This is a genomic window from Natrinema sp. HArc-T2, assembly GCF_041821085.1.
Classification (GTDB): domain Archaea; phylum Halobacteriota; class Halobacteria; order Halobacteriales; family Natrialbaceae; genus Natrinema.
In genome coordinates this window covers 386,123-410,765 of sequence record NZ_JBGUAZ010000003.1, presented here as the reverse complement: position 1 = coordinate 410,765, position 24,643 = coordinate 386,123, and the positions used below count along the sequence as shown (strand labels likewise).

The 24,643-nt window shown below is 62.7% G+C and carries 29 protein-coding genes and 1 pseudogene; 15 read left to right on the top strand and 15 right to left on the bottom strand.

Translation table 11 applies throughout. The features are described 5' to 3' along the window. Positions 1-18: 18 nt before the first annotated feature. The 3 genes from ACERI1_RS09615 (at position 19) to ACERI1_RS09605 (ending at position 3,896) form a co-directional block, all read left to right on the top strand. Positions 19-1,131, top strand: a complete 1,113-nt coding sequence (locus ACERI1_RS09615) for an OBG GTPase family GTP-binding protein (RefSeq protein WP_373617908.1) — start codon at positions 19-21, stop codon at positions 1,129-1,131. Positions 1,132-1,355: 224 nt separating this feature from the next. Further along, on the top strand, positions 1,356-3,053 hold the full coding sequence (locus ACERI1_RS09610; protein ID WP_373617907.1) for a Na+/H+ antiporter NhaC family protein: 1,698 nt from the start codon (positions 1,356-1,358) through the stop codon (positions 3,051-3,053). A 48-nt stretch (positions 3,054-3,101) separates the two neighbouring features. Continuing rightward, positions 3,102-3,896 (top strand): VOC family protein, encoded by a 795-nt coding sequence (locus ACERI1_RS09605; RefSeq protein ID WP_373617905.1) that lies wholly within the window; start codon positions 3,102-3,104, stop codon positions 3,894-3,896. 12 nt (positions 3,897-3,908) lie between these two features. On the opposite strand, the gene ACERI1_RS09600 is transcribed toward ACERI1_RS09605, so the two are convergent. From ACERI1_RS09600 to ACERI1_RS09590, 3 genes are all read right to left on the bottom strand, one after another. Continuing rightward, entirely contained in the window at positions 3,909-4,298 is a 390-nt protein-coding gene (locus ACERI1_RS09600) for a universal stress protein (protein WP_373617903.1), read from the bottom strand. A gap of 364 nt (positions 4,299-4,662) precedes the next feature. Continuing rightward, a complete protein-coding gene (locus ACERI1_RS09595) occupies positions 4,663-4,974 on the bottom strand; it encodes a hypothetical protein (RefSeq protein ID WP_373617901.1) in 312 nt (103 codons plus the stop codon). Beyond that, the gene (locus ACERI1_RS09590; RefSeq protein WP_092935200.1) at positions 4,971-5,318 is read right to left on the bottom strand and encodes a winged helix-turn-helix domain-containing protein; all 348 of its coding nucleotides are present in this window, start codon (positions 5,316-5,318) and stop codon (positions 4,971-4,973) included. Before ACERI1_RS09590 ends, ACERI1_RS09595 begins: the two co-directional genes overlap by 4 nt. A 231-nt stretch (positions 5,319-5,549) precedes the next feature. Between ACERI1_RS09590 and ACERI1_RS09585 the strand changes: the two genes are divergently transcribed. The 5 genes from ACERI1_RS09585 (at position 5,550) to ACERI1_RS09565 (ending at position 8,780) form a co-directional block, all read left to right on the top strand. After that, positions 5,550-5,729, top strand: a complete 180-nt coding sequence (locus ACERI1_RS09585) for a cytochrome oxidase (RefSeq protein WP_373617900.1) — start codon at positions 5,550-5,552, stop codon at positions 5,727-5,729. Continuing rightward, entirely contained in the window at positions 5,726-6,526 is an 801-nt protein-coding gene (locus ACERI1_RS09580; RefSeq protein ID WP_373617899.1) for a cupredoxin domain-containing protein, read from the top strand. The genes ACERI1_RS09585 and ACERI1_RS09580 overlap by 4 nt, the downstream gene beginning before the upstream one ends. After that, positions 6,523-8,280: a b(o/a)3-type cytochrome-c oxidase subunit 1 gene (locus ACERI1_RS09575; RefSeq protein WP_373617898.1), complete on the top strand. Its 1,758-nt coding sequence runs from the start codon at positions 6,523-6,525 to the stop codon at positions 8,278-8,280. The genes ACERI1_RS09580 and ACERI1_RS09575 overlap by 4 nt, the downstream gene beginning before the upstream one ends. Continuing rightward, complete coding sequence (locus tag ACERI1_RS09570; protein WP_373617897.1) at positions 8,280-8,477, top strand: CbaC protein; 198 nt, start codon at positions 8,280-8,282, stop codon at positions 8,475-8,477. Before ACERI1_RS09575 ends, ACERI1_RS09570 begins: the two co-directional genes overlap by 1 nt. A gap of 102 nt (positions 8,478-8,579) precedes the next feature. Continuing rightward, positions 8,580-8,780 (top strand): cytochrome-ba3 oxidase subunit, encoded by a 201-nt coding sequence (locus ACERI1_RS09565; RefSeq protein ID WP_373617896.1) that lies wholly within the window; start codon positions 8,580-8,582, stop codon positions 8,778-8,780. A gap of 41 nt (positions 8,781-8,821) precedes the next feature. Here the strand turns inward: ACERI1_RS09565 and ACERI1_RS09560 are convergent, their stop codons facing one another. Further along, positions 8,822-9,559, bottom strand: coding sequence for an alpha/beta hydrolase family protein (locus ACERI1_RS09560; RefSeq protein WP_373617895.1), 738 nt, complete (start codon positions 9,557-9,559; stop codon positions 8,822-8,824). Between the two features lie 158 nt (positions 9,560-9,717). Between ACERI1_RS09560 and ACERI1_RS09555 the strand changes: the two genes are divergently transcribed. Together ACERI1_RS09555 and ACERI1_RS09550 are read left to right on the top strand one after the other, a co-directional pair. Continuing rightward, a complete protein-coding gene (locus ACERI1_RS09555) occupies positions 9,718-9,888 on the top strand; it encodes a hypothetical protein (RefSeq protein ID WP_373617894.1) in 171 nt (56 codons plus the stop codon). A gap of 294 nt (positions 9,889-10,182) precedes the next feature. Then, a complete protein-coding gene (locus ACERI1_RS09550) occupies positions 10,183-11,292 on the top strand; it encodes a tyrosine-type recombinase/integrase (protein WP_373617892.1) in 1,110 nt (369 codons plus the stop codon). A 33-nt stretch (positions 11,293-11,325) separates the two neighbouring features. Here ACERI1_RS09550 and ACERI1_RS09545 read toward each other — a convergent pair whose 3' ends face one another. The 9 genes from ACERI1_RS09545 to ACERI1_RS09505 are packed head-to-tail and all read right to left on the bottom strand — an operon-like array spanning position 11,326 to position 19,750. Then, positions 11,326-13,179 carry a Na(+)/H(+) antiporter subunit D gene (locus ACERI1_RS09545; protein ID WP_373617891.1) on the bottom strand — a complete coding sequence of 618 codons (1,854 nt, stop codon included), beginning with the start codon at positions 13,177-13,179 and terminating at the stop codon, positions 11,326-11,328. Then, positions 13,179-15,134: a proton-conducting transporter membrane subunit gene (locus tag ACERI1_RS09540; protein ID WP_373617890.1), complete on the bottom strand. Its 1,956-nt coding sequence runs from the start codon at positions 15,132-15,134 to the stop codon at positions 13,179-13,181. The genes ACERI1_RS09545 and ACERI1_RS09540 overlap by 1 nt, the downstream gene beginning before the upstream one ends. Beyond that, a complete protein-coding gene (locus tag ACERI1_RS09535; protein ID WP_373617889.1) occupies positions 15,135-16,649 on the bottom strand; it encodes a proton-conducting transporter membrane subunit in 1,515 nt (504 codons plus the stop codon). Beyond that, positions 16,642-17,013, bottom strand: a complete 372-nt coding sequence (locus ACERI1_RS09530) for a cation:proton antiporter subunit C (protein WP_373617888.1) — start codon at positions 17,011-17,013, stop codon at positions 16,642-16,644. Before ACERI1_RS09530 ends, ACERI1_RS09535 begins: the two co-directional genes overlap by 8 nt. Next, the gene (locus ACERI1_RS09525; protein ID WP_138780925.1) at positions 17,006-17,515 is read right to left on the bottom strand and encodes an MnhB domain-containing protein; all 510 of its coding nucleotides are present in this window, start codon (positions 17,513-17,515) and stop codon (positions 17,006-17,008) included. Before ACERI1_RS09525 ends, ACERI1_RS09530 begins: the two co-directional genes overlap by 8 nt. Next, positions 17,516-18,055 (bottom strand): DUF4040 domain-containing protein, encoded by a 540-nt coding sequence (locus ACERI1_RS09520; RefSeq protein ID WP_373617887.1) that lies wholly within the window; start codon positions 18,053-18,055, stop codon positions 17,516-17,518. After that, positions 18,052-18,408: a monovalent cation/H(+) antiporter subunit G gene (gene mnhG, locus ACERI1_RS09515; protein ID WP_373617886.1), complete on the bottom strand. Its 357-nt coding sequence runs from the start codon at positions 18,406-18,408 to the stop codon at positions 18,052-18,054. The genes ACERI1_RS09520 and mnhG overlap by 4 nt, the downstream gene beginning before the upstream one ends. After that, positions 18,405-18,683, bottom strand: coding sequence for a cation:proton antiporter (locus ACERI1_RS09510; protein ID WP_373617885.1), 279 nt, complete (start codon positions 18,681-18,683; stop codon positions 18,405-18,407). Before ACERI1_RS09510 ends, mnhG begins: the two co-directional genes overlap by 4 nt. After that, positions 18,683-19,750, bottom strand: coding sequence for a monovalent cation/H+ antiporter subunit E (locus tag ACERI1_RS09505; RefSeq protein WP_373617884.1), 1,068 nt, complete (start codon positions 19,748-19,750; stop codon positions 18,683-18,685). The genes ACERI1_RS09510 and ACERI1_RS09505 overlap by 1 nt, the downstream gene beginning before the upstream one ends. Before the next feature lie 311 nt (positions 19,751-20,061). Here ACERI1_RS09505 and ACERI1_RS09500 point away from each other — a divergent pair, with 311 nt between their 5' ends. Next, positions 20,062-20,394 carry a ferredoxin gene (locus ACERI1_RS09500; RefSeq protein WP_373617883.1) on the top strand — a complete coding sequence of 111 codons (333 nt, stop codon included), beginning with the start codon at positions 20,062-20,064 and terminating at the stop codon, positions 20,392-20,394. Between the two features lie 42 nt (positions 20,395-20,436). Here ACERI1_RS09500 and ACERI1_RS09495 read toward each other — a convergent pair whose 3' ends face one another. Then, positions 20,437-20,601: a hypothetical protein gene (locus ACERI1_RS09495; protein WP_373617882.1), complete on the bottom strand. Its 165-nt coding sequence runs from the start codon at positions 20,599-20,601 to the stop codon at positions 20,437-20,439. Between the two features lie 210 nt (positions 20,602-20,811). Between ACERI1_RS09495 and ACERI1_RS09490 the strand changes: the two genes are divergently transcribed. The 4 genes from ACERI1_RS09490 (at position 20,812) to ACERI1_RS09475 (ending at position 23,898) form a co-directional block, all read left to right on the top strand. Further along, on the top strand, positions 20,812-21,885 hold the full coding sequence (locus ACERI1_RS09490) for a quinone-dependent dihydroorotate dehydrogenase (RefSeq protein WP_373617881.1): 1,074 nt from the start codon (positions 20,812-20,814) through the stop codon (positions 21,883-21,885). 257 nt (positions 21,886-22,142) lie between these two features. After that, complete coding sequence (locus ACERI1_RS09485; RefSeq protein ID WP_373617880.1) at positions 22,143-22,748, top strand: hypothetical protein; 606 nt, start codon at positions 22,143-22,145, stop codon at positions 22,746-22,748. Then, entirely contained in the window at positions 22,739-23,419 is a 681-nt protein-coding gene (locus ACERI1_RS09480) for a signal peptidase I (RefSeq protein ID WP_373617879.1), read from the top strand. The genes ACERI1_RS09485 and ACERI1_RS09480 overlap by 10 nt, the downstream gene beginning before the upstream one ends. Beyond that, the gene (locus ACERI1_RS09475) at positions 23,416-23,898 is read left to right on the top strand and encodes a hypothetical protein (RefSeq protein WP_373617878.1); all 483 of its coding nucleotides are present in this window, start codon (positions 23,416-23,418) and stop codon (positions 23,896-23,898) included. Before ACERI1_RS09480 ends, ACERI1_RS09475 begins: the two co-directional genes overlap by 4 nt. A 65-nt stretch (positions 23,899-23,963) precedes the next feature. Here the strand turns inward: ACERI1_RS09475 and ACERI1_RS09470 are convergent. Further along, a pseudogene (locus ACERI1_RS09470) lies at positions 23,964-24,601 on the bottom strand (IS1595 family transposase); the annotation flags it as partial. Positions 24,602-24,643 lie beyond the last annotated feature (42 nt).

Sequence of the window (24,643 nt, the reverse complement as noted above, 5' to 3'; positions counted from 1 at the left end):
CCGGTTGTGTACGGACAAATGGGGCTCGAGGATGAAATCGAGGCAATCGAGGAAGAAATCGCCAACACGCCCTACAACAAGTCGACGGAGGCCCACATCGGCCGGCTGAAGTCCAAGCTCGCGGAGAAAAAGGAGAAACTCGAGAAACAGCAGTCGGGCTCTGGCGGCGGTGGTGGCTACTCCGTCGAGAAACACGGCGATGCGACCGTCGCGCTGGTTGGCTTTCCGAGCGTCGGCAAATCGTCGATGTTGAACTCGCTGACCAACGCCGAGAGCGAGACCGGCTCCTACGAGTTCACGACGCTGGACGTCAATCCAGGGATGCTCAACCACCGCGGCGCGAACATCCAGTTGCTCGACGTGCCGGGGCTGATCGAGGGCGCGGCGACAGGGAAAGGCGACGGGCAGCAGGTGCTGGCGGTCGTCCGCAACGCCGACCTGATCATCTACGTCCTCTCGGTGTTCGAGATCGAGCAGTACGACCGCCTGCAGAAGGAACTGTACGACATCAACATTCGCGTCGACCAGGAGCCGCCACGGGTCACCGTCCGCCCGAAGATCAAAGACGGGATCAAGATCACCTCGAGCACCGACCAGGACCTAGACGAGAAGACGATTCAGGACGTGCTCCGTGATCAGGGCTACGTCAACGCCGACCTCAACCTGCAGGAAAACGTCACCATCGACCGGCTGGTCGACGGCCTGATGGACAACCGCGAGTACATCCCCTCGATCACCTGCGTCAACAAGGTCGACCTGATCCAGCCGGACTACAAAGAGACCGTCGACGAGCAGTTGCGCGAGCGCGACCTCGACCCCGAGGAAGTCACCTTCATCAGCGCCGAGAAGGAGAAGGGGCTCGAGGCACTCAAAGACCGCATCTGGGAGAACCTCGGTCTCATCAGAGTGTACATGGACAAACCCGGTCGTGGCGTCGACTGGGAGGAACCACTCGTAATCGAGGAAGGTGCCACCGTCGGCGAAGCGATCGAGAAACTCGGCGGCGAGATGGAAGAACGCTTCCGCTTTGCCCGCGTCAGCGGCCCCAGCGCGACCCACGACGAACAGCAGGTCGGGATGGACCACGTCCTCGAGGACGAAGACGTGCTGAAGCTGATTCTGCGACGATAGTCGCGGTCGGCCCGTCGTCGGAGCGCCGGCACTGATTCGTGTTCGATGCCTCGAGTCGAATTAAGACGCCCATTGTGACAATAGTATAATCCTTATTTTCGAGACGGGTTGTCTCGGGGCAGACCAGCACGATCATCACGGATGCTATCGTGCGTGATTATTGATGAGACAGGAGTTGGATCGGAACGGTGAAGCATATCCGGCGACCCGACGACTAGGTAGTTATGGCAGAGTTCGGCGCGCTCTCGCTCGTTCCCCCGCTGCTCGCGATCGGTCTCGCGATCGTGACTCGCCGGCCGATGCTGTCGCTGTTTCTTGGCATCTGGTCGGGGGCGGTCATCTACACCGAGAGCCTCGGCATCGGACAGACCTTCGACTGGATCGTCGCCGCGATCATCGTCGACGATGGGTTTCACGTCCAGATCCTCGTCTTCACGCTTCTGTTAGGATCGGGCGTTGCACTCATCTGGCGGCTCGGCGGCGCGCTCGCCGTCCGCGAGTGGGCGACGGATCACTTAGAGAGCCAGCGGACCGTCGGGATGACCACATGGATTTTGGGGATTGCCATGTTCTTCGACGACTACGCCAACACGGCGATCGTCGGGAGCACGATGCGCGAGATCTCCGACGAGTTGCGGATCTCCCGCGAGAAACTCGCCTACATCGTCGACTCGACGGCCGCCCCCGTTGCGACGCTCGGTATCTCGAGTTGGGTCGCGTTCCAGCTCTCGCTGATCAGCGACGCCTACGAGAGCATGGGCGTCGCGGAGGAAGCGCCGACCGCGTTCGCGACGTTCGTCCGGTCGATCCCCTACAACACGTACGCGCTGTTAGCGATCGTCATGGTCGGGATCATCGTCTTCACCGGTCGGGACTACGGCGAGATGCTCGACGCCGAACACCGGTCGTGGACGACCGGCAATGTCAACCGTGAGGACGCACAGCCCCTGCAGAAGGTCGAGGAGGAACTGGGCGCGCCGATCGATCAGCGGCCGATGCTTCGGATCTTCTTCGCGCCCGTCGTCGTCCTGATCGCGGTGACGCTCGCGAGTGCGTTCTGGACGGGCTACCAGTCGTGGATCTCGAGCCAGGCCGAAGCGGGAGCGCCGACGGCGATCGGCGCGGCTGCGAACGAGACGGGGCTCACGCAGGTGTTGATCGATATCGTCGGCGCGGGCGACTTCGCGACGGCGCTGACCTGGGGATCGTTCGCCATGGTCGTCTCGGCGATCCTCCTCGGGCTCGCCTACGGGCTGTTCGACATCGGAGAGGCCGTCGACACCGTTCTCGACGGCTTCGGCATCATGCTGACGGCGGTGACGATCCTCGTCCTCGCCTGGACGATCAGCAGCGTCGCGGACACGCTCGGCACGGGCGACTACGTCGCCGGGCTCGCGCAGGGCTACCTGTCGGCGGAACTGCTTCCCGTGCTCATCCTGTTCGTCGCCGCCTTCGTCGCGTTCACGATGGGGTCGTCGTGGGCGACGATGGGGCTGGTCACGCCCATCGCCGTGCAGGTCGCCTACGAGTTCGGAACGGGATTCGAGCTCGTCCCGGTCGCCGTCGGTGCCGTCTTCTCCGGTGCGATCTTCGGCGATCACGCCTCACCCATCTCCGATACGACGGTGCTCTCGGCGACGTTCAGCGGAGCCGACCTGATCGACCACGTGCGGACGCAACTGCCCTACGCCGCGACCGTCTTCGTCGTCGTCGTGGGCTGTTACCTGCTCAACGGTTATCTGGGCGTGCCCGCGGTCGTCTTCCTGCCGCTGGGCGTCGTCGCCCTCGTCGGCCTCGTCGTTGGCCTCTCGAGATTCGACGCCGACCGAAAGGACCTCGAGCCAGTTGCCACGCAGACGACGGCAGACATCGACCACCGCGGACCTGAGACGACCGCGGAGTCGCCCGACGGGGCCGAGTAGACAACCGCAGCCGCCAATTTTTTGGAGCGCGCAGGCTTCTACTGGGGTATGGACGGAACGCTCGACCACACGATGATCCGCGTCGCCGACCTCGAGGAATCGCTCGACTGGTATCAGACCCACCTCGAGTACGAGGAGAAAGACCGCTACGAGGGCGACGGCTTCACCATCGTCTATCTCGGGCCCGAGGACATGCACGAGGACGGCGCGATGCTCGAGCTCACTCACAACGAAGGCGAGCAGCCCGACGTGGGCGACGCCTGGGGGCACGTTGCGGTCCGCGTTCCCGAGGGCGAACTCGAGGACTACTACCAGCAGCTCATGGACGAAGGCGTCGACGACTACCGCGACCCCGAATCCTGTGGTGGTCGCTACGCGTTCGTCAAGGACCCCGACGGCCACGAGATCGAACTCGTCCAGCGCGACCCCGACGAGGGAGCGCTCTGGTCGCTCGATCACACCATGATCCGCGTCGAAGACGCCGACGAGGCGCTCGGCTTCTGGACCCGCAAGTTCGGCTACGACGAGGTCGGTCGCTGGGAAGCCGACACCTTCGCGAACTACTTCGTCGAGCCCACTGACGCTGCCCCCGAGGCGATGTCCGTCGAACTCACCTACAACTACGACGGTCGCAGCTACGAGCAGGGTGACGCCTGGGGCCACCTCTGTGTCCGCGTCGACGACCTCGAGGACGACTGGAACCAGCTCATGACACGCGAGGCACCCGACTACCGCGACCCCGAGAGCAACGACAACATGTATGCCTTCACGAAAGACCCGGACGGCCACGAGATCGAACTCATCGAGCGCGATCTCGCAGCCGATTCGCTGTTCCCCTTCTAACCCGCTCGTGCGTTAGAGTTCGGGGATCGGCACGACGACGACCGGTCGATCCGCGACCGCGAGGAGCCGACGGGTGCTCGAGCCAACCTCGGGCGTCGCATCGGGGTCGCCACTGTGTGTCCCGATGACGATCTCGTCGGCGTCACAGTCTGTCGCAGCCTCACAGAGCACGTCGGCGGGCGTTCCCGATCCCGACCGCCGGTCGATCTCGACATCGCCGACGGCAGCGAGTCGAACGGTGGCGACGTTCAGCGCCTCGTCAGCATCGCGGCGTGCCGTCGGATCGTCCGCTGGCGCAACCGAAATCACGGTCACGGTATCGTCACCTGTCGCGCGGTCGTCGAGATAGTCACAGATCGCCGCCGTCGTGTGGACGGAGTCAGTGCCCACGAGATAGTGCATACTGCCTCTCACGTGGCGATCTCGAAGAACCCTGTGGTACGCGATCACAGAACATACAACGGCGACACCGCGTTTTCCGACCCTGAAAACACACTCGTGTCACTAATACGATCGCACCGGATGGAACGAGTGGGGAGGAGAAACCCAGTCACCGAACGGCTTGATGGTCCCCCAGTCTCCCCGCATCCCGATCATCCCAGGGCCGCGACGCCTGCCCACACGGTCCCGCGTCCCCCCTCACGCGGGGTCGTGTCGCGTCGATCGGCCCTCGATGTGCCAGCGGGAGTCGATAGCCGCCAGTTGCTTCGGCCCGCCACACATCCCAGCGTCGGATAGATCGTTTTCGACTCGCCCGGACGTCCCGTTAGTGATGGCCGTACAACGAGTACGTGATCGCGACCAGTCCGAACAGCCGACTCACGTTCTCGAGTAGCGCGATCACGATCTGTTCCGGGGCGATCAGCGTCGTCACCGCGACGTTGAGCACGAACGGACACAGCGTCAGCAACAGTAATCCGACGGCGAGATACAGCATCGATCGGGCGTCGTTCCGGCGGTAGCCCCGGTAGGCCTGATAGGCGATGAGCGTGCCAAAGAGTGCAACGAGAAAGAGACTCGCGACGGTCAACAGCTCGAACAGCGTCGCTCCATCGAGGCGTACGACTGATCGCGTCATCGCATCCCCTCCCACATTCGGGTGAACTTGTCGGCGACGTCTTCCTCACGATACGTTAGCTCGAGTGAAAACGAGCCCTCGTCCAGCGAGAGTTCCAGCCGATCCAAGTTCGCACGGTAGACGCTGTAGTGGTTGCCGTCTTGGGCGAGTTCCGTCTCTTCGGTGACGAGGTGACACTCCTCGAGTCGGTCGAGTCGCCGATAGATCGTCGGGAGAGAAGCGTCACAGCGTTCGCTCAGGGTACTGGCAGACATGGGTTCGACGCTCGTGTGGGTGAGGATATCCCGTGCGTACTCATCGTCGAGGACTGCGAGCAGTGTCGACAGATCGGTGTCCTCACTCACTGGTATAGCAGTTCGTTTCGGGATCCCTATGAAAAGCAGTCCGATTTCTCTGAACGAGAAAACGCTGTCGTCGGCCGCCACGGCGTACGTCATCGACAGCGTCAGCGCCGCTTTCGGCAGCTGACTCGGCCCACGACAGTACCAGTAATCGATGCTTTCGCCGTCCAAGTCGGAATTTCGCGTGCGAACGCTCCACAGGGGTTATTTTGGCGACCGTGGGGCACCTTCGATATGGATTCTCGTGTCTCGCGAGAGATCGGTCACGACGAGTATGACCCTTGGGGCACGCTCGCGCTCATCGCGTTGTATTTCGTGGCCCTCACGCTCATGTGGCTGTTCACGTACTTCGTCGAGTTCGTCGGCAACGACTTGACTGTGTTTGGCACGGGCGTGTCAGTGGTCCTCCTATGAGGATCCATACGTACGAGAAACTCTGGATCGTAGGAGCGATGGTGCTGATCGTCGGCTTCATCGTGACGATCACGTTCGGTTCAGTCGGGCTCGGAATCTCGATGATCGACGACGAAGGGGGAACAGTCCCACCGGACGAACTCAACGACGACGAACGGTTCGGCGAACCGCGAGTCGAGCAAGTCGGTGAAAACGAGTATGCAGCCTACGTCGTCGCCCAGACGTTCAGCTTTCAGCCCGATCCGATCGAAATTCCGGCGAACAACGATATTACGTTCCACGTGACGAGCCGGGACGTCATCCACGGTTTCTACGTCCCCGGAACGAACCTCAACGCGATGGCCATCCCGGGACAGGTCGCAGAGATGACCGTCGAATTCGACGAACCCGGCGAATACGGCCTCATCTGTCATGAATACTGTGGCTCTTTCCATCACACTATGGAAGGGCTGATTATCGTCCAGCCCGAGGAGGAGTTCGACCTGACCGAACTGTCCGTCGAAGCACCGGACACCGTCGCGCCAGGCGAGACGGTCACGGTCAACGCGACGGTCGAAAACGGGCAACTCGAACCGCTCGAGACCACCGTCAATGCCGAAATCGGGGGGCAGACGTTCCAGCGCGACGTAACCGTCGACGGCGAGAGTTCCGAGAACATGACGTTTACCGTCGAGAGCGATCAACTCGGCGAGGGCGAGCACGACTGGTCCGTCTCCGTCGACGACTACGAAGAAACCGGGTCGGTGGAAGTGGTAAGCAACGAGACGGCTGAGACCGAGGGGGGTGAGGAGTCGTGACGGCCCTGTTCGTCGACGACTATCCCGCAGAGGCACGACTCGTTCGAGCCGCCTTCCTGAACTCGTTTATCGCGTTCGGGATCGGCGCGCTCTTCGGGCTCATTCAGGCATTTCATCGGACGGACATCTTTCGATTCCTCGAATCACCGAAGTACTACACTGTCCTGACCGGCCACGGCGTCTTCCTCGTCATCGCGTTCACGATCTTCTTCCTCGTCGGGCTATATCAGTGGGCGATAACGAGCAGTCTTGGGCGGAGCCCTGCCGACATCCGCTTTACCTGGCTCTGGTACGGCCTGATGTCGATCGGCTCACTCCTCGCGGGAATCTCGATCCTTGCCGGCTTCCTCAATGAACCACCGGTGGTGCTCGGCAGGCCGCTGACAGCGGACTCGCTCTTTACGTTCTACGCGCCGCTGCAGGCACATCCGCTCTTCTATGCGGGACTGGTTGTGTTCGTCATCGGGACGTGGCTCGCCGGGTTCGACTGGTTCCGCACATGGTGGGCCTGGAAAGGCAACCACCCCGACGAGCGGATCCCACTCCCGACGTTCATGGTGTTGACCACGATGATTATGTGGTATCTCGGCACGGTCGGCATCGCGACCTCCATTCTGGTGTTTCTCTTGCCGTGGTCGCTCGAGATTATCGACAGCATTAATCCCCTGCTGACCAGGACACTGTTCTGGTTCTTCGGCCACATGGTCGTCTACTTCTGGCTGCTGCCAGCGTACCTGCTGTGGTACAACGTGTTGCCGAAGCTGTCGGGCGGGCGGCTATTCAGCGATCCGCTCGCACGGGTCGTGTTCATCCTGTTCGTCCTGCTCTCGACACCGGTCGGCATTCACCACCAGTACATGGACCCTGGCATCGCGGAGGGGTTCAAGTTCATCGCGATGACCAACACGATGTTCCTGCTATTGCCAAGCTTCCTGACGGCGTTTACCGTCGTTGCCAGTATGGAACATGGGGCTCGCCAGCGCGGCGGTGAAGGGACGTTCGGCTGGCTCCGGGCGCTCCCGTGGCGCGATCCCGCGTTTACCGGCATGGCGCTGGCCGGGGTGGTCTTCGCATTCGGCGGCTTCACCGGCATCGTCAACGCGGGGATGAACATCAATTACCTCGTTCACAACGCACTGTGGATACCCGGGCATATCCACGCACAGGTGGGAACTGCGACCGCACTGACGCTTATGGCCGGATCGTACTGGCTCGTTCCACAGCTAACCGGAAACCGGCTCGTCGGCCGGCAGGTCGCCCTCGTTCAGGTCGTGCTCTGGTTCGTCGGAATCGTGTTCATGACCAACTCGATGTTCCGAGCCGGACTCGTCGGCGTCCCACGGCGGACGGCGGAGCCGCAGTACCAGGGCTTCGACTACAACGTCCCTGTCGGTTCGATGGGCGAACTCAACGCCCAGCTCGCACTCGGTGGCACGTTGCTGTTTATCTCCGCGATGCTCTTTCTCGTGGTCATGCTCCTGACGGTGTTCAACACCGACAGCGAGCCGGTCGTCGATGGGACGATTCCACCGGCGCTATCCGGGCCGGATGACTCGCCGACCGTTCTCGACAATCTGGCGCTGTGGTTCGGGATCGCGTTCGTCCTCGTCGTCCTCGCCTACGCCCTCCCACTGGTCAGCGTCGCGAGAGACGGCGGACTCTTTGGAGAGGGGATCAGGGCGCTTCCGGTCTCCAGCGAAGCCGTCATGTATCTCCAGTTCGGACTAGACTACGTTGGAGCGTTAGTCACCTGATGCACACGTCCCCCGCTAAATTACTGATCCTCATCGCACTGAGCCTCGTGATCCTCGTCGAAGGGCGCACGGTCCTCGCGTTTTTCGGAATCGAGATCCCGCCGCTCGAGACGGCACTGATTGGGGTCGTCATCATCGGAACCCTTCTCGTCTGGGCGTTCCGGCCGATCCGCAGTGGTTCCTCGAAGATGGAGTGACGAATCACAGTCACGGTGTCACTCTCGAGTGGCGCATCACCCACGTACGATGAACGAAACAGTGTGATAGGTTAAAGGCCCTCTCGCTGGACAGCCCAGACGATGCTCGAATCACTGTCACCGAGAGGCGCAGTCGCAGTCGGACTGCTCGCTCTCGTTCCAACCGTCATCTTCGGTCTCACTCGATCCGGACTGGGTGGGCTCATCGCGACGGTGAACGTCGTTCTGATCTCCGCGGCGCTCTACGTCACGATGACGCCGATCGAGGGACACCGGACGGCTACCGACGGAATGGGTGCGTGAGTGTGTCGCCAGTCGCGTCTCGAATCCACTCCTGAGCAGCTTCAGGAGCGACGCTCTACCCACTCGAGCCAGCCGAACAGTCGGTCGCGCAATCGCCGCTCGCCGGCCCGCGAGAACCGATGGCCCTCTTCCGCGAATCGCTCGAGACAGACGTCAGTCTCGAGTTGCTTCGCCGCATCGAAACTGTCCGCAGGATCGACGACCGCGTCGTCGCCACCGTGAAAGATCGCAACCGGGATCGACAGAGTCGAGACGACGTCATCGAACGGATACCGATCGAGGGCGTCGAAGAATCGACGGTCGATCCGTTCGCCAGTATCGAACGTCCACTCGCCCTCGCGATCGACGGTCGCGCGATACTCGTCGAACGTTCCGACGGTCGTCACAGGCGCACGCGTCGCGACCGCGGTAACCCGGTCGTCGGCGGCAGCAGCGTGGAAGGCGACTTTGCCGCCGAAACTCGAGCCGAACAGGGCGTACGAGTCGGGATCGAAGGAGTCGACGACGTGGCGGAGATCGGTGAGTCGCGTCTCGAGTGTCGACTCGACGAACGCACCGTCGGATTCGCCACAGCCGCGGCAGTCAAAACGGACTGCGTTGTAGCCTGCCTCGACGGCTCGTCGACACCGCTGCTCGTAGCTGCCCGATTTGTCGCTCCGGAGGCCGTGACAGAAGACGATCCAGTCGTCAGAGTCAGCTTCGTGGTGGACCGCAGCGACTGTCGGCACTCCCGTGTCCGTTCCCGCGTCGGTGATCGGAACGCGATGTGTCGTGGTCATCCCGTCAGGTGTCGACGGTCGCCGAGACCTTGATATCGACGTTCCCGCGGCCACCGAGGCCTCGAGAAGTCGGTCGACATCGCCACGAGGTAAGTGTACATCACCATTGGTCTCGTGCCGGCGAACCGTTTATCGCGTCCCGCGGAGTTGGATCGGGCATGACCCGCGCGACATACCAGTGTCCGTGTGGCGCACACATCGAGTTCAAACAGGACCTCGAGAAAGAGTCCGGGACGACGACGCGAAACTGGAAGTGTAAAGCCTGTGGAACGCCGGTTCCGGGACTCACGGCCGAAAAGATTAGTCATCAGCATCCACCCGGACAATAGTGTCAGAGGACTCATCACAGCCACCGTGTGATCGAACCGAACACACAGTGGCTCTCGAGGAGGATCCGATCGCGTAGATGGCACGTTTCCCGATTTATTTCAAGTTGCGTATATCGAAACACAGATTTACGGTCCCGGCTCAGTATCGTTCGCACAGATGCTCCGTCGTGTCGATCCCGCTGTCTGCGATCGCCACGCCACCAACAGGCACAGACTATCGAGAGACGCCCGAACCGTGGTGTCGGCGGCGATCGCGGGACTCGCGTCGGACGGACTCACGGAGGTGACCGACCAGTGACCGCTGTCGCGATCACGGACGCAATCGATGCCTATCTCCACCGAAAAGCCGTTGGTGACCCCGACAGTTCGGGTGCGGGCACCTACGCATCCAACGCCGAGTCGATCCTCCGGCGCTGGGCCGAGTGGCTCGAGGACGAACACGACATCACGTTGATCGCCACGCTCGAGGTCGAGCACATGCGCGCCTACGCTTCCGAACTCCGCCGCCGAACCGAGCAGGGAGAGTACACCGCGTCGTCTGCGGGTACCTACTATGCGGTCGTGCGCGCGTTTCTCTCGTGGTGTGTCCGTGGCGGGATCTGCGAGACGAACCCGGCGGCGACCGACCGCGCCGAGAGCGCGCTCCCAAGCGCCGAGACGCGACCGACGAGCGATAGTTGGACAGCCACACAGCGTCGCGAACTCGAGCGCTACGTCCGCGAGCAGGCGCTCGAAACCGCCCAGTCGACGCGCGAGCGACGAAGCCGACTGCGCGAGTACGCGATGGTCGCCGTCCTCGCACACTCGACGATCCGCGGTGCCGAACTGTTCAGCGTTCCCGACGACGACCGGCGGACGGGCGCGACCTGGGACGACGTGGACTTCTATACGGGGACGATCCGCGTCCTCGGGAAATCCCAGCGACTCGAGGACGTGCCCGTGCCTGCACGCGCCCGAACGCCGCTGCGGCGCTACCGGGTCGTGCTCGATCCGCCGTCGACCGACTGGCCGCTGTTCCCGACGGGCCACGCGCCGTCGATCGCCCGGCGGGTGCGATCAGTGCTGCGCGACCGCGGCTTCGACGACGAAACGATCGAGTCGCTGCTCGAGGAGGCGACGGCGGCGGAACTCGCCCGCGAGCGGGCGATCGCGCCGCCAGCGATCACGACCGAGGGGGCGCGGTCGGTGCTGCGGCGGCTCTGTGAGGAGGCCGGTATCGACGTCGACGGCAATTATCTGACGCCACGTGGCGTCCGCCGGGATCGATCGGCGGAGTCCTACAGACGAGAGGCGACGAGTTCGAAGCCGACGCTGCGGGCGTCGGTGCTCGAGCAGTCGATCGTCGTCTCCGACGAGAGCCCTCCCGTTGCTCGAGAGCGTGAGGAGTCGACAGAAAACGACTGATTCTCGTTCTATTCTCGGTTCGCTTCGAGCCAGTCAGACCACGAGCAGCCACAGGATGATCGTCAGGACGAGCGTCAACAGGAGAACGGTAGTGCCGATGCTTGCCCGGAGGTGGATCGTCGACGGGCGACCACCGTCGGTCGGCTGGCGGTCGTCGACGTCGACCAGCGGGAGTCGGCGCGCGGCCGCATCGGCGGCGAGGACGGGGTTATTCCCGGCCCAGTAGCAGCGTTTGACCGCGCCGACGACGGCGGCGTCGACGGCGGCGTACGTCTCCGTCACCGCGAGCATCGTCCACCGGCTGACGTGGTAGGTCGCGGGATAGACGATCATCGCCGGATCACCGAGGTCGAGTTTCGAGAGCGGCTTCCGGACGAGGACGAAGGTGACGGCCGCGACGCCGGTCAGGATGCCGGTGGTTTGCAGGTGACTCGGACTGTAGGGATGAAGTGTCCCCTCGCCACCGGGGTATGCGAACGTGAAGTGGCCGCCGTGGGCGTGCAGTGTCGGCGCGAGATCGGCCAGTCCCTCCCACCAGACGCCGAAGAGGAGACAGGCACCGCCCAGTCCAAGCATCGCGACGGTCTGGCCGGGCTTGGCGTCGGCGACCTCGTAGTCGCTCTCGCCGTGGAAGAAGACGTAGTAGCCGAGCTTGATAAAGGACAGCAGGGTCCCGATCGCGCCGAGCCAGAGCAGCCAGTACAGCGCCTGGAACTCCGGTTCGCCGTAGTAGTGGGGGTCAGGGTTCGCCGCGTCGAAGAGCATCCCCTTGCTCACGTAGCCGTTGAAGCCCGGAATCGCGGTGATCGAGAGCGCGCCGAGCCCGAAGCCGATCGCAGTCAGCGGCATTTCGCGCCAGAGCCCGCCGAGCTTGTAGAGGTCCTCCTCGCTGGTGCGGTAGATGACGACGCCGACGGCCATGAACAGCAGGCTCTTGAACAGGATGTTGTTGAACAGGTGCGATAGCGCGCCAGCGACGGCGATCTCGGAGGACATCGCCGCACCCATACCGATCCCGGCCACGATGTAGCCAAGTTGGGCCTGAATGTGGTAGGACAGCAGCGCGCGCATGTCGTGTTGGAGCAGGGCGAAGGTCGCGCCGTAGACGGCCATCAGCCCGCCCATGTACGCGACGTAGATCGCCAGATCGCTCTCGCTGCCGATCGGGAACGCTCGATAGAGGATGAACGCGCTCGTCTTGGTCGTATACACCGAGAGGAACACCGAGGCCGCGAAGTGCGGTCGCGGATAGGTGTCCGGCAGCCACGTGTGGACCCCGATGAAAGCGACGTTGACGCCCATCCCGAGCACTGCCAGCAGCGCCGGAATGCCGGTTGCGATCCCTGTTTCAGTATAAATGAACGTCCCGGTCTGGACGTAGTGAGCGGCGATCGCCAGCATCACGAGCACGCCGCCGGTACCGTGGAACAGGGCATACCGGAAGCCAGCCCGAACCGCCTCGCCGCCGTAGTGCCAGACCACGAGCGTGCTGGTGACGGCCATCAGTTCCCACATGAACAGGAGCACGAGCCAGTCGCCGGCGAAGGCTGCCCCGATCGACGAGGAGACATAGACGAGCGCCAACGCGACGAGCGTCTCGCTGGCCTCACTCGAGTACGCGTAAATGACGCTACAGATCCCCAGAAAGCCGAGTCCGAGCCCGACCATCCGGGAGAAGTCGTCGACGTAGTAAGGAACAACCTCGAAGCCGAGGAAGGTACCAGCTAAGTGCTGGCCTTCGGGTGCGACCAGCGAGATCGCCAGCACGGCAGCGAGACTCAGTGCACCGACGGTGAAGCCGGCAAGTCGGGGCAGGACGAGCACGAGCAGCGCCGCTGCAAACACCAACAGTGGCGGATACGCGAGCGACAGGATGTCGAATGCCATCAGTTAGTCACCTCCGTCATGAGCGCGTCGAACGGCACGGTCCCCAGTTGTTCGAAGGGCGTCTCGAAGACGCCTTCGACGATCCGTATCGCCAACTCGAGGAAGACCGCATAATCGGGGCCGACTCCGAGGACGACCGCGCCCGTGGCGATGACGGCGATCGGTGCGAGCATGAGCCACGTGCTCTCTGTCCACGGCGAGCGACGGGGCCAGCCGCCGACCGGTGGGCCGCCAGTGAGGTGGTCATCGTGGTCGCCATGGTGATCGACGGCAGCGACGGCTTCGTCGTGATCGTCGTGGTCATCGCGGGTGCTGGCGTCGGTGGATTGGTTCGGTGTGTCCGTGCCGTCGGCGGTCGTATGATCGCTCGGGTATTTGTCGACAGCGTAGTCGTAGTCATCCGTGTCGTCCGTGTGTGGTTCGTTCTCGATGCCGGACGTGTCAGCGGGTTCGCCGCCATCAGCGGCGACGTTCTCGTCGTCCGACGTGGCAGCGTACGACTCGATGAGACCGCCCGCCGGGAACTCGAGCAGCGGTTTGGCATCGTGGCGGTCTTCGCTTTCGAAGAAGGCGGTGTAGACGACCGGCCAGAAGTACGCGATGTTGAGTACGGCCGAGAGCAGGAGTGCACCGGCGAACAGCCAGTACTCATCGCCCATGGCACCGGCCCCGATCAGCATGTAGAACTTGCTGATGAAGCCGGCGATCGGCGGTAGGCCGGCCATCCCAGCCGCGCCGACCGTGAAGGCGGTCATCGTCAGCGGCATCCGCTTGCCGATGCCGGCCATCTCGCTGATGTAATCGGTGTGGGTCTCGACGTGGATCGCGCCGGCACAGAAGAACAGGGTGAGTTTCGCGAACGCGTGTGCGGGGATGTGAAACAGCGCCCCGACCATGGCGTAGGGGTGGAGCATCGAGAGTCCGAGTACGATGTAAGAGAGCTGTGCCGTCGTCGAGTAGGCCAGCCGACGCTTGAGGTGGTCTTTGCGCATCGCGATGATACTCGCCGCGGTCAGCGTGAACGCGGCGACGATGGCCACGGGGATGTTCAGCCCGACTTCGCCGATGCCAGGCACGTCAAGTGGGAGGTCGTAGATTAGGCCGGGACCGTAGACCTCGAGGATCACGCGAGCAACGCCGAACGCACCGGACTTGACGACCGCGACCGCGTGGAGCAGCCCGGAAACGGGCGTCGGCGCGACCATCGCGTCGGCGAGCCAGGAGTGCAGCGGCATCAGCGCGGCCTTGACGCCGAAGCCGGCGATCAGCAGGAAGAACGCGGCCTGTGCGTAGACCGGCTCGGCCTGCGCGGCGGCGGCGAGTGCGTCCATGCCACCTGCCTCGAAGGCGAGCGTCGGCCCGCCGACCAGGCTCGTTAGCCAGTAGATCATGACCGTCCCGGCGAGCAGGAACACCCCGCCGCCGAAGAACGTGTAAGTGAGGTACTTCCGACCGGCGATGCGGGCCTCGGCGTCCTCGTTGTGGGCGACCAGCGGATAGGTGACAAGCGACAGCAACTCGTAGAAGACGAAGATCGTCACGAGGTTCGCCGCAAAGGCGATCCCGACAGCAGCCGAGAGGCTGGCCGCGAACGAGGCGAAAAAGCGGGTCTGGCTGTGTTCGGACAGCCCGCGCATGTAGCCCGCGGCATAGAACGACGTGAAGATCCAGAGGAAACTCGCCAGCAGGGCAAAGAAGATCCCCAGCGGGTCGGCACGCAGGGCGAAGTCGATGCCCTCGAGGAACTGGATCCCCGTCGACTCTTTGAGACTCCACCGGAAGACGGTGCCGTCCATGACCGCGGGGAGCATGCTGACGACGAGCCCGAACTTCGTCAGGGCAGCCAGCACGGACCAGCCCTCGCGAAGGTTCGGGCGGCGATGCGAGGCAACGATCAGGGCGATCGCGACGGCCGAGACGAGCACAGCGGCGAGCGGTCGGATGTCTGCAACCATTTAGTTGAACACCTCCATGAGGAACGGCTCGAGCAGCCCGGCGATCGTTCCGCCGGCGAAGCCGAGTGCGACAGCACCGAGTGCGGCGACGACGACGACCGCGACCATGCCGACCGAGACGTCCGTGTCACCGCCGTCGGTCGCGACCGGCTCCGTCGTGCGGGGCCAGTCGAGTGCCGCCGGTGGCGTGAAGTACATCTTCTCGAGCAGTCGAGCAGCGTAGGCGAGGGTAAGCATGGTACTGAGGAAGATCACGGCGGCGACGGGCCACAGCTGCGACTGGACGGCCCCCAGCGCAATATACCACTTGCCGACGAAGCCGACGCCCGGTGGGACGCCGACGAGCGAGAGCAAGAGAACGGCAATCGCGCCGGCGACGACCGGCCGTGCTTTGGCGAGGCCGGCGTATTCGTCGACGGTGCGGGCTCCGTAACTCCGCGCGACGAGTGCGACCCCCAGAAAGAGCCCAGCTTTCAACAGCCCGTGACCGATGAGATGGATCGCGGCACCGATAAAGGCCGTCTCGGAGTTGCCGGCGATGACGACGCCGTAGGCCGCGATGACGAGGCCGAACTGCGAGACCGACGAGTACGCGAGCATTCGCTTGACCTCGGTCTGGATGACGGCCAGCACCGTTCCAGCGAGGACGCTCACACAGCCGATCGTGAGGACGACCGCGGCCGCGTTCGGCATCGCGGTGAGGTAGTCGACACCGAAGACGGTCACGATCAGCCGGCCGAAGGCGTAGGCAGAGGCCGTCGAGACGAGCGCGGCGATCAGCGGCGTCACGCCGTCGGGGGCCTGCTGATAGGCACTTGGCTGCCAGGTATGCAGCGGCCACTGGGCGACCTTGGTGGCGAAGCCGACGACGATGAACCCGAATCCGGTCCGGATCAGTGTGGGCCGTTCCGCCGCCGGAATCGCCGTCGCGAGTTCGACCATGTTGAGCGTCCCTGTCGCCATCAGCAGGAAGGCGACGCCGATCAGGTACATCGACGCAGCCATCGTCCCCAAGATCAGGTACTTCAGGGCGGCGACCGCCGACTCGGGGCCGTTGCCGCTTGCCACCAGCGCGTAGGTCGCGATGCTCGTGATCTCGAGGAAGACGAACAGGTTGAACACGTCGCCGGTCAGGGTGATCCCGAGCAGTCCACCCGTCAGCAGCAGGTAGGCGGTGTAAAACGTGTTTCCACGCGGCCCGCCCTGGCGCGTATAGACGAGGACGCCGGTGGCGACTGCCGTCACGAGCAGGGCGATCAGGACCGAGAACTGGTCGGCGACGAGTTGGATCCCATAGGTCCGCGGATAGCCGCCCAGTTCGTGAGTGACCGGAGCGTCGGTTCCGGTGTAAACGGCGCTCGCGAGAGCGACGGCAGCGCCGAAGAGGCCAGTGGTCGTGATCGCGGCAACCGACCACCCGGTCCGGTCGAACCACAGGCCGAGGGCGATCGGGAGCGTCGCAGCGAGCAGCGGCACGGCGATCAACAGCGGCAGAATCAACTCGACGCTACTCATCGGCACGCACCTCCCGAAGCGTGTCCTCGCGAAGTGTGCCGTACTCCGCGTAGATGCGGATGACCAACGCCAGTCCGACCGCCGTCAGCGCGATGCCGACGACGATGGCGGTCAGCACGATGACCTGTGGCAGCGGGCTCGCGACCATAAGTTCGCCGGGATTTGCCGCGTGAGGGACGATCGGTGCCGAGCCGCCCTCGATGTAGGCCATCGAGATGAAAAACAGGAAGATGGCCGTCTGGAAGAGACTCACACCGATCAGTTTCTTCACGAGGTTTTCGCTGGCGATCGTCATGTAGATCCCGATCCCGAGCAATACGAACACCAAGACGTACGTGTAGTAGCTCGTCAGGAACTCAATCATCGTCGCTCACCTCCCGGTCGGTCGACGCCTCGCGGCCACCGGTTCCACTCGGGCGCTCGGGTGTGAACCCGGCCGCCATCGAGAAAAACAGGGAGATCATCACACCCGAAACGATCAGCGAGATGCCGGCAATCTCGATTGCCTCGAGCCCCCACTTGGGTTTGATGTGGAAGACTTCTTTGAGCTGGTAGAACTCGAGGAAGTTTCCGCCGAGTGCGATCATCCCGAGACCGATCGCGCCGAAGATGACGACGCCGCCGGTGATGAGGCCGACGAGAAACGAGTTGCGGAGCCACTGGCGGGTGGGTTCGATGCCGAAGGCAAAGGCGAGCATGAGGACCGTAACGCCGACGATGGTCCCACCCTGGAAGCCGCCACCGGGGGCACCGCCCCCGTGGAAGGTCATGAACAGCCCGTATGTGAGCGTAAACGGTGCGATGATCTTCACGGCGGTCATGATCACCTGGCTCTCGGTGTAGGTATCGTCGTAGGGATCGGACATTCAGGCAAACACCTCGCGTTTCAAGACGAGCAGCGTCGAGACGCCAGCGGCGAAGACGACGACCGCCTCGCCGAAGGTGTCGAACCCACGGTAAGCGGCGAGCACGGAGGTGACAGCGTTCTCGACGCCCGTTTGGGCGTACGTCTCCTGGATGTAGTGTTGGGTCACGTCGGGATTCGACCAGACTGGCGTCTCCGTGATTCCGACGGGGTACATCTCGGGCACGACGGCGACACACAGTAAGAGGACGAGCGCGCCGACGACGGCGACCGCCGGCAGGTGAATCCGCTCGCGGAGCTTGTCGGTCGAGGGTCGTGTCGTCCGGGCGATCGTCAGTAACAACAGCAGCGTCGTCACGCCGGCACCGATCGCAGCCTCGGTCATCGCCACGTCGGGTGCCAGCAGGAACGTATAGAGGATCGCCATGCCGAGACTGTAGGCTCCGAAGACGATGATCACGGAGAGCACGTCCCGGAACAGCGCCGTCGCGACCGCCGTCAAGAGGATAAACACCGCGAGCGTGTACGCGAGGACACTCATTGCGTCTCACCCTCGCTTTCGACAGCGGTGTCGGCGTCGTCGGGTTCCTCCGTGAGGATGGGCTCGACACCCGTCTCGGCTGCAGAGCGTGCGATCGCATGAGCCGCCGTGGGGTTCGTGATGAACACGAAAAACAGCAACAGGACGGTGTAGACCGCCGCCTGCTGCCAGCCGAAGGCGACGGCGACGGCAGCGAGCGCAAAGCCCGCGCCGAGCGTGTCCGTCTGAGAGGCAGTGTGAGCTCGCGCGTAGATGTCCGGCAGGCGGAGCACGCCGACCGTCGAGACGAGCGTAAAGAACACACCGAGGCCGAGGAGGACGACGATCGTCCAGAACCGGAGCGTCTCGATCACAGCACACCACCCCGTTCGACGGTGAACTTCGAGATGGCGATCGACATCAGGAAGTTCAACAGGGCGTAGATCAGCGCCACGTCGAGAAACCACGCCTGATCGAGCCCCGCAGCCAGCAGGGCGAGGATGACGACCGTGTTCGTCCCGAGGACGTTGACCGCCAGCAGCCGGTCCTGCGTCGTCGGGCCAGCGACGGCGCGATAAAACATCGCGATCGCGAGGAGGACGAACGCGGTCGCACCGCCGAGGAACACCGTCTCGAGCGACCACGGCATCACAGTTCCTCACCCCCGACGATCTCGGCGTCGTCGCGTTCTCGTGGCGAGGGGATCGCCGCGGCGTCGCGACCGTAGAAGACAAAGCGGATTCCGCGCTCTAAGCCGCCATCGAACAGGTCCTCACGGGCGTCGGCGATCAGCGAGTGGACGAGCAGCTCCTGGTTGGTCGCCCGGACCGTCAGCGTCCCCGGCGTGAGCGTGATGCTGTTTGCCAGCGCGGTCAGCGGCAGTCCGCTCCGGACGCGTGAATTGACGCGACTCAGCGAGGGCTCGATCGGCATCGACGGTCTGAGGATCACCGCCGAGACGGCGATGTTGGCCTTGATGATCTCCCAGAGCAGGTACGGGACGTAGATGGCAAAGCGGACGGTGCGAAGCGGAGACTGGACGCGATCAAGCGGGACAGTAAAGGTTACCTGCGCGAGCGAGACGGCGACGATGCCGGCGACCGCCGCACCGGTGAGGAGATCGAACCAGTAGGTCGGATCGCCGAGCACGAGATAGAACCCATACGAGATCCAGAACGTCGCGAACAGACGGTCGAAATCCTCGGTCCCGCCGACGAGTCGGCCGCGGCGAGCTGGTCGCTCGACCGGTGCTTCGTCGTAGGCCAGTCCAACCCGCTCGAGTTCGCGCTCGAGTGGCTGGAGGAGTTGTGCGGTAACACCGGGTTGGTACTCCGGGTCGATGACGACCCGGTCGATCCCATGGTCGTCGGCGTAGGCGTCGAAGATCTGGGCGTAGTCCCGTGGCCCGAAGAGGTACTCGTCGAGGCCGAGCGTCGCTGTCTTGATCGTCACGTCGGCGTTGCCGGCGTCTTCCTCGACCCAGCTTTGGGCCCGCGAGAGCAAGTCTTCGGCGTCTTCTCGCTGGCGTTCGCTCTCGGGGACGTCGGCGTCGTACGGCATCGCGACGACGAGGTGACATTCGAGGGAATCGGCGACCTCGAGTCCGGACTGGACGGCGTATCCGACCGTCTGCCGGACGGTCACCGTGTCCGACAGCGGGACGAGCAGGCGCTCAACCGCCACGGTGGCTCCCTCCTGGTGACCGTCGGTGGACATTCATGACTGTCGTTGTTAGTCGATTCAAACGGTAGCCATGGGAAAACGATTTCGTTATCGGCCAGCAGTCGCGTGTTCCCGCGGATTCCGCTGGACATTCGTGACATTTCAGTCGCGGCTTCGTTAAAGAATCGACAAGAGCGACACCGGTGGCGTCGGTGAGAGATCGGCAGTTTTACAACCAGACTTTCAGTAGGAACGGTTAGTTTGTATGGCGGTCGAACCCGGTCACGACCAAGGTTCACGTGGTTGCAGGCGCAGGCCAGCGTCGAGTCGGCAACCAACCGCCGCAACGATCTGCTACCGAGCCCATGAAAGAGCAAACAGCCCACCAGCGCGATCGTCTCGACGCACACGTGTTCGTCTGTACCACTGACCGCGACGCCGAATACGCGAGTTGTGGCGCGGCGGGGGCCGACGCGACTCTCGAGGCGGTCAAAGCGTGGCTGCGGGAACGAGACGCGTTCTGGACTGCGGTATCGGTCACCGAGACCTCGTGTCTCGGGCTCTGTAGTGAAAACGGGACCGCGATTACGATTCAGCCTCACAACGTCTGGTACTCGGACGTCCAGCCGGCGGACGTGCCAGCGGTGCTCGAGTCAGCGTTCGGACCGGCTGCAGAACGGATTCGCGACGAGCGCTAAGACGGTCGAGAGACGAAAGAGACGGTCGAAACTGGAGTCCGGTTACAGTTGAATTTCGGCGACATCCGTCGAACCACACAGCGGACAGGCGGTGTCGCGTTTCGAGAGCGTCTTGCCACACCGACGACACTCGTAGTGGATGGGCGGTTGCTCGGTCGGCCCGCGACCGATCCCGATGACGCTGATCAGTTCATCAAGGGAAGACATTCGTGATTTCGAATGGATTTCGAAAGTCGCTCGGCAAATACTTTGTGGATATTTGTTTATTTTATCATTCTAGAACTAGACATTTGTTCCCTCAGTTTGGATATTACTATCGTCTGTCGAATATCGATGGGCGGTCACGGTCGGTCGTCGTGAGAGATCCCCTCGAGTGCTTCGAGACGTTTACGTGTGGGCCGTCCTCACGTGGGGGCAATGACGCTGTACTCTCGGGTTCGCCCCCTCGCGTTCAAGTTGCCGGCCGAGACGGCCCACGAACTCGGCAAGCGGACGCTCCGGGCAGCCCAATCGACCTGGCCGACACAGCGGGCGCTCTCGTCTGCCTATCAGTACGAGGATCCCGCCCTCGAGGTCGAACTGTTCGATACAACGTTCCCGAATCCGGTCGGCATCGCCGCCGGCTTCGACAAGAACGCCGAAGTGACCCACGCACTCGCCGCGCTTGGCTTTGGCTTCGTCGAGATCGGCACCGTCACGCCGTACGCACAGGACGGGAACGACCGCCCCCGGTTGTTCCGGCTGCGCGAAGACGAGGCGATGGTCAATCGAATGGGCTTCAACGGGCAGGGAATGGAAGCGGTCAAATCCCGGCTCGAAGCCGATGGTACCCCCGACATCCCGCTGGGTGTCAACGTCGGCAAGATGAACTCCTCGAGCGAACGCGAGGCGATCGAAGACTATCGGCGCGTCTTCGACCGACTCTCGCCGTTTGCCGACTACGTCGTCGTCAACGTCTCCTGTCCGAACACGCCAGAGGAGTTCGACGAGGGCTCGCCGGAGCATCTGCGAGCGATCTTCGAGACGCTCGAGGCCGAAAACGACGCGGACGTCCCGCTACTGGTGAAGATCGGGCCGGACTCCCCCGAGGACTCCGTCTTCGACCTCGTCGACATCGTCCAGGAGTTCGGCCTCGACGGCATCGTCGCGACGAACACCACGACGAGTCGCGACGGACTGGTCTCACCCTCGCAAGAGGAGTGGGGCGGCCTCAGTGGGAAGCCGCTAGAACGTCGCTCGACAGCCATGATCCGGTCGATCGCAGAATACACCGACGGAGAACTGCCGATTATCGGCGTCGGCGGCGTCGACTCGGCAGCCAGCGCCTACGCGAAGATCCGTGCTGGTGCCTCGCTCGTCCAGCTCTATACTGGGTTCGTCTACCAGGGGCCGTCGACGGCGAAGCAGATCAATCAGGGATTCGTCGAGTTGCTCGAGCGTGACGGCTTTTCGTCGGTCGAGCAAGCGGTCGGCGTCGATATCGCCAACTGATCACGACGAGTCGAGTTCGGGCCCGGATCGGCCCGCACCCGCCCCGTCCCGTGTTAGTAGCGAACTACCGCAGTCCGCTCGGCTCTAGCAGCGAACTACCCTCTTCTATTCAACTAATAACAATTCGACCGTGAGCGGACTGTCCGATCGATGGGGACTATCACGAACGGTAACTCGATCGGCTCGATTCACGGGGGGGACGGCCTGTTGTCACCGGATCTCGGCGAGGCACGCGACCTCGGCGGCGCTGGGAACCGATGACGTCGACAACATTCCGGCGGCTAGTCACCCGCTCGAGCAGCCACACCTCCGAGTTGTCACAGGACGTCGCGTTCGAGTTGTTGAGTTGCCCGCGCCGACGCTACGTCATGCACTATCTGAAACAACGACCGAGTCAGCCGGTCGCGGTCCGCGACCTCGTCGAGCAGGTCGCCGCCTGGGAAAACGGTGTTCCAACTGCGTCCGTCACGCGCGACCAGCGAATGCGGGTGTATACCGCGCTTCGACAGGCACACCTGCCGAAACTGGACGACGGTGGCGTCATCAGGTTCGATAGCGACCGCGGCATCGTCGAACTCACCGATGCGGCCTCGGAGCTCGAGGTGTACCTCGATGTCGTTCCACACGACGACATCCCGTGGAGCAAGTACTACGCCGGGCTCGGCGTGCTCTGTACGGGATTCCTGTTCAGTATGTGGGCCAACATCGTTCCGTTCGGAGCGATCGATCCACTCGCCGGAGCAGGGTTTATCACCGCGTTGTTTACCGTGTCTGCAACGGTTCACGTCCGCTACGATGATCGCATGCGGCTCGGAGCGGACGGTCCGCCACCGAGACAACGAGGTGACGACCAATGGGACTGAACGCGAAATCGGTCGTCTACACCGTTAGCGGTATGTTGCTTCTCGCGATGCTCGTCCTCGTCGCCGTCGTCACCGTCCCCGGGATCGTCGGCGGCGACGACGCCTATATCGTCACGTCAGGGAGTATGCAGCCGACGATCGGACCAGGCGACGTCGTCGTCACGAAAGACGTCTCGCCCGACGAGATCGGGAGCGGTGATGTCGTCACCTTCAACGCGGACAGCAACACCGACCGAGGCTACGTCACCCATCGCGTCATCGAGGTTCGCGAGGAAAACGGCGAACGGTACTTCAAGACGAAGGGTGACGCCAATGATAACCCAGACGAAGGACTCGTTCCGGCCGAGTACGCGCAGGGAGAGCTCCATTGGCATATCCCGTATCTCGGCCACTTGCTTTTGTTCGCCCGCTCGAGCCTCGGCCTCTTCGTCCTCGTGATTGGACCGGGACTCGCACTCGTTGTTTCAGGTGGCTATCAGTTACTTCGGGAGTTCGGTTACCTCACAAACGGCGAACCGCCCGAGCTCGAGGCAGCTGACGGTCCACCGGCACTGGAGCCAGCCGACAAGGAGGTGCTCAAAGGCGACAATACAGAGGGTGCAGAATCCGGGTCAGAAATAGATCAAGAACCAGGCGATGATGACACCAGCGACACGGAGAGTGGAACATGATACGAACACACGCCGTTCGACTGACCGTTGCGCTCGTCCTCTTCGGAACGGTTGTCGGAGCGACATCGATCGGGCCGACCGGCAGTCAGTTCTCGGATGCGAAGTCACTCGAGGACAATAATCTTGGTGCGGCAGACAACTGGGGTATAGAACTCGCTGTTGACGACGGAGGTGACCTCCAGCTGACCGAAAACAGTAGCAACAATCTCGAGATCACAGCGACGCTCAGTAACGAGTATCGATATACCGAGGCTGTGATGGTCGAGTTCGAGACCAAAAACAAATCCGAGAATCAAGAGGTGATACTCGAAGGTGGCGAAACCGATAGTGTTACATTCACAGTTGATGCTGACGAGCTCGGTACCGGCGAGCATCTATACGTCGTCACTGCTGCTGATAAAGAAGCTGAAGGGGTGGTAGCTGTTATTGGTAATGACGAGAACGGGAATGCGGACAGTTCGGATTATAACGAGCGCTAAATCGTCCTGCAGGAACAGCTGCAATGATTTTCGTTTTCGCTCTTGTGAAGCACGCTGTTGGTGAATTAGAGAACTGCTCGAATGATTTGTTGGAGCGTTCTCAACTCGGTTTACCAAGGGGTTGTCGTCGGAGTTGGAACGGCCTGAGATACATTGTCAGTCTGTCCTTTGAGACACCTCGATGCGGCGAGAGCCACCGGCGCGCCAGCGACGCGGCTCTCGCAGGTTTGACGTGTGCATCACCATCTCCGTATTCACCGTCTCCGTGAATCACTGCTTCCCGGTGAAGTTCTCATCGTCTTCTATCGGACATAGGCCCGAAATCCGTCCGTGTAGACGGTTAGCGACTCCTCCTCGACACTCACCAAGGGGAGTCGCACAATCGATTCGGTCGCGGATTTCGCCGGGGCGACGTATCGCTGATCGCTCCCGCGATCCACGAGCGTGAATACTAGCGGCTTGTCTTCGTCATACGTTCCTCGTCCGCGTTTCGAGATACCACGCGAGCGCGGCTCTTGGTCGCGCTCGCGGCCTTTCTTCCCGGCAGAAACGTAAAACCAATCAACCTCGACTGGGCCAACAAGAGAGATGATTGGCGCGTCGAGCGTTCTAGCGAACTGCTCAACGCGCCGGTGAAGCGTTCAGTGGGGAACGTCGGTTTCAGCACTAACTAGTGGATACTCGTGTTTAATCGAAGTAACGAGTTGTTTGGAAACCCGAGGATTCCCGTGATCACGGGAATCTC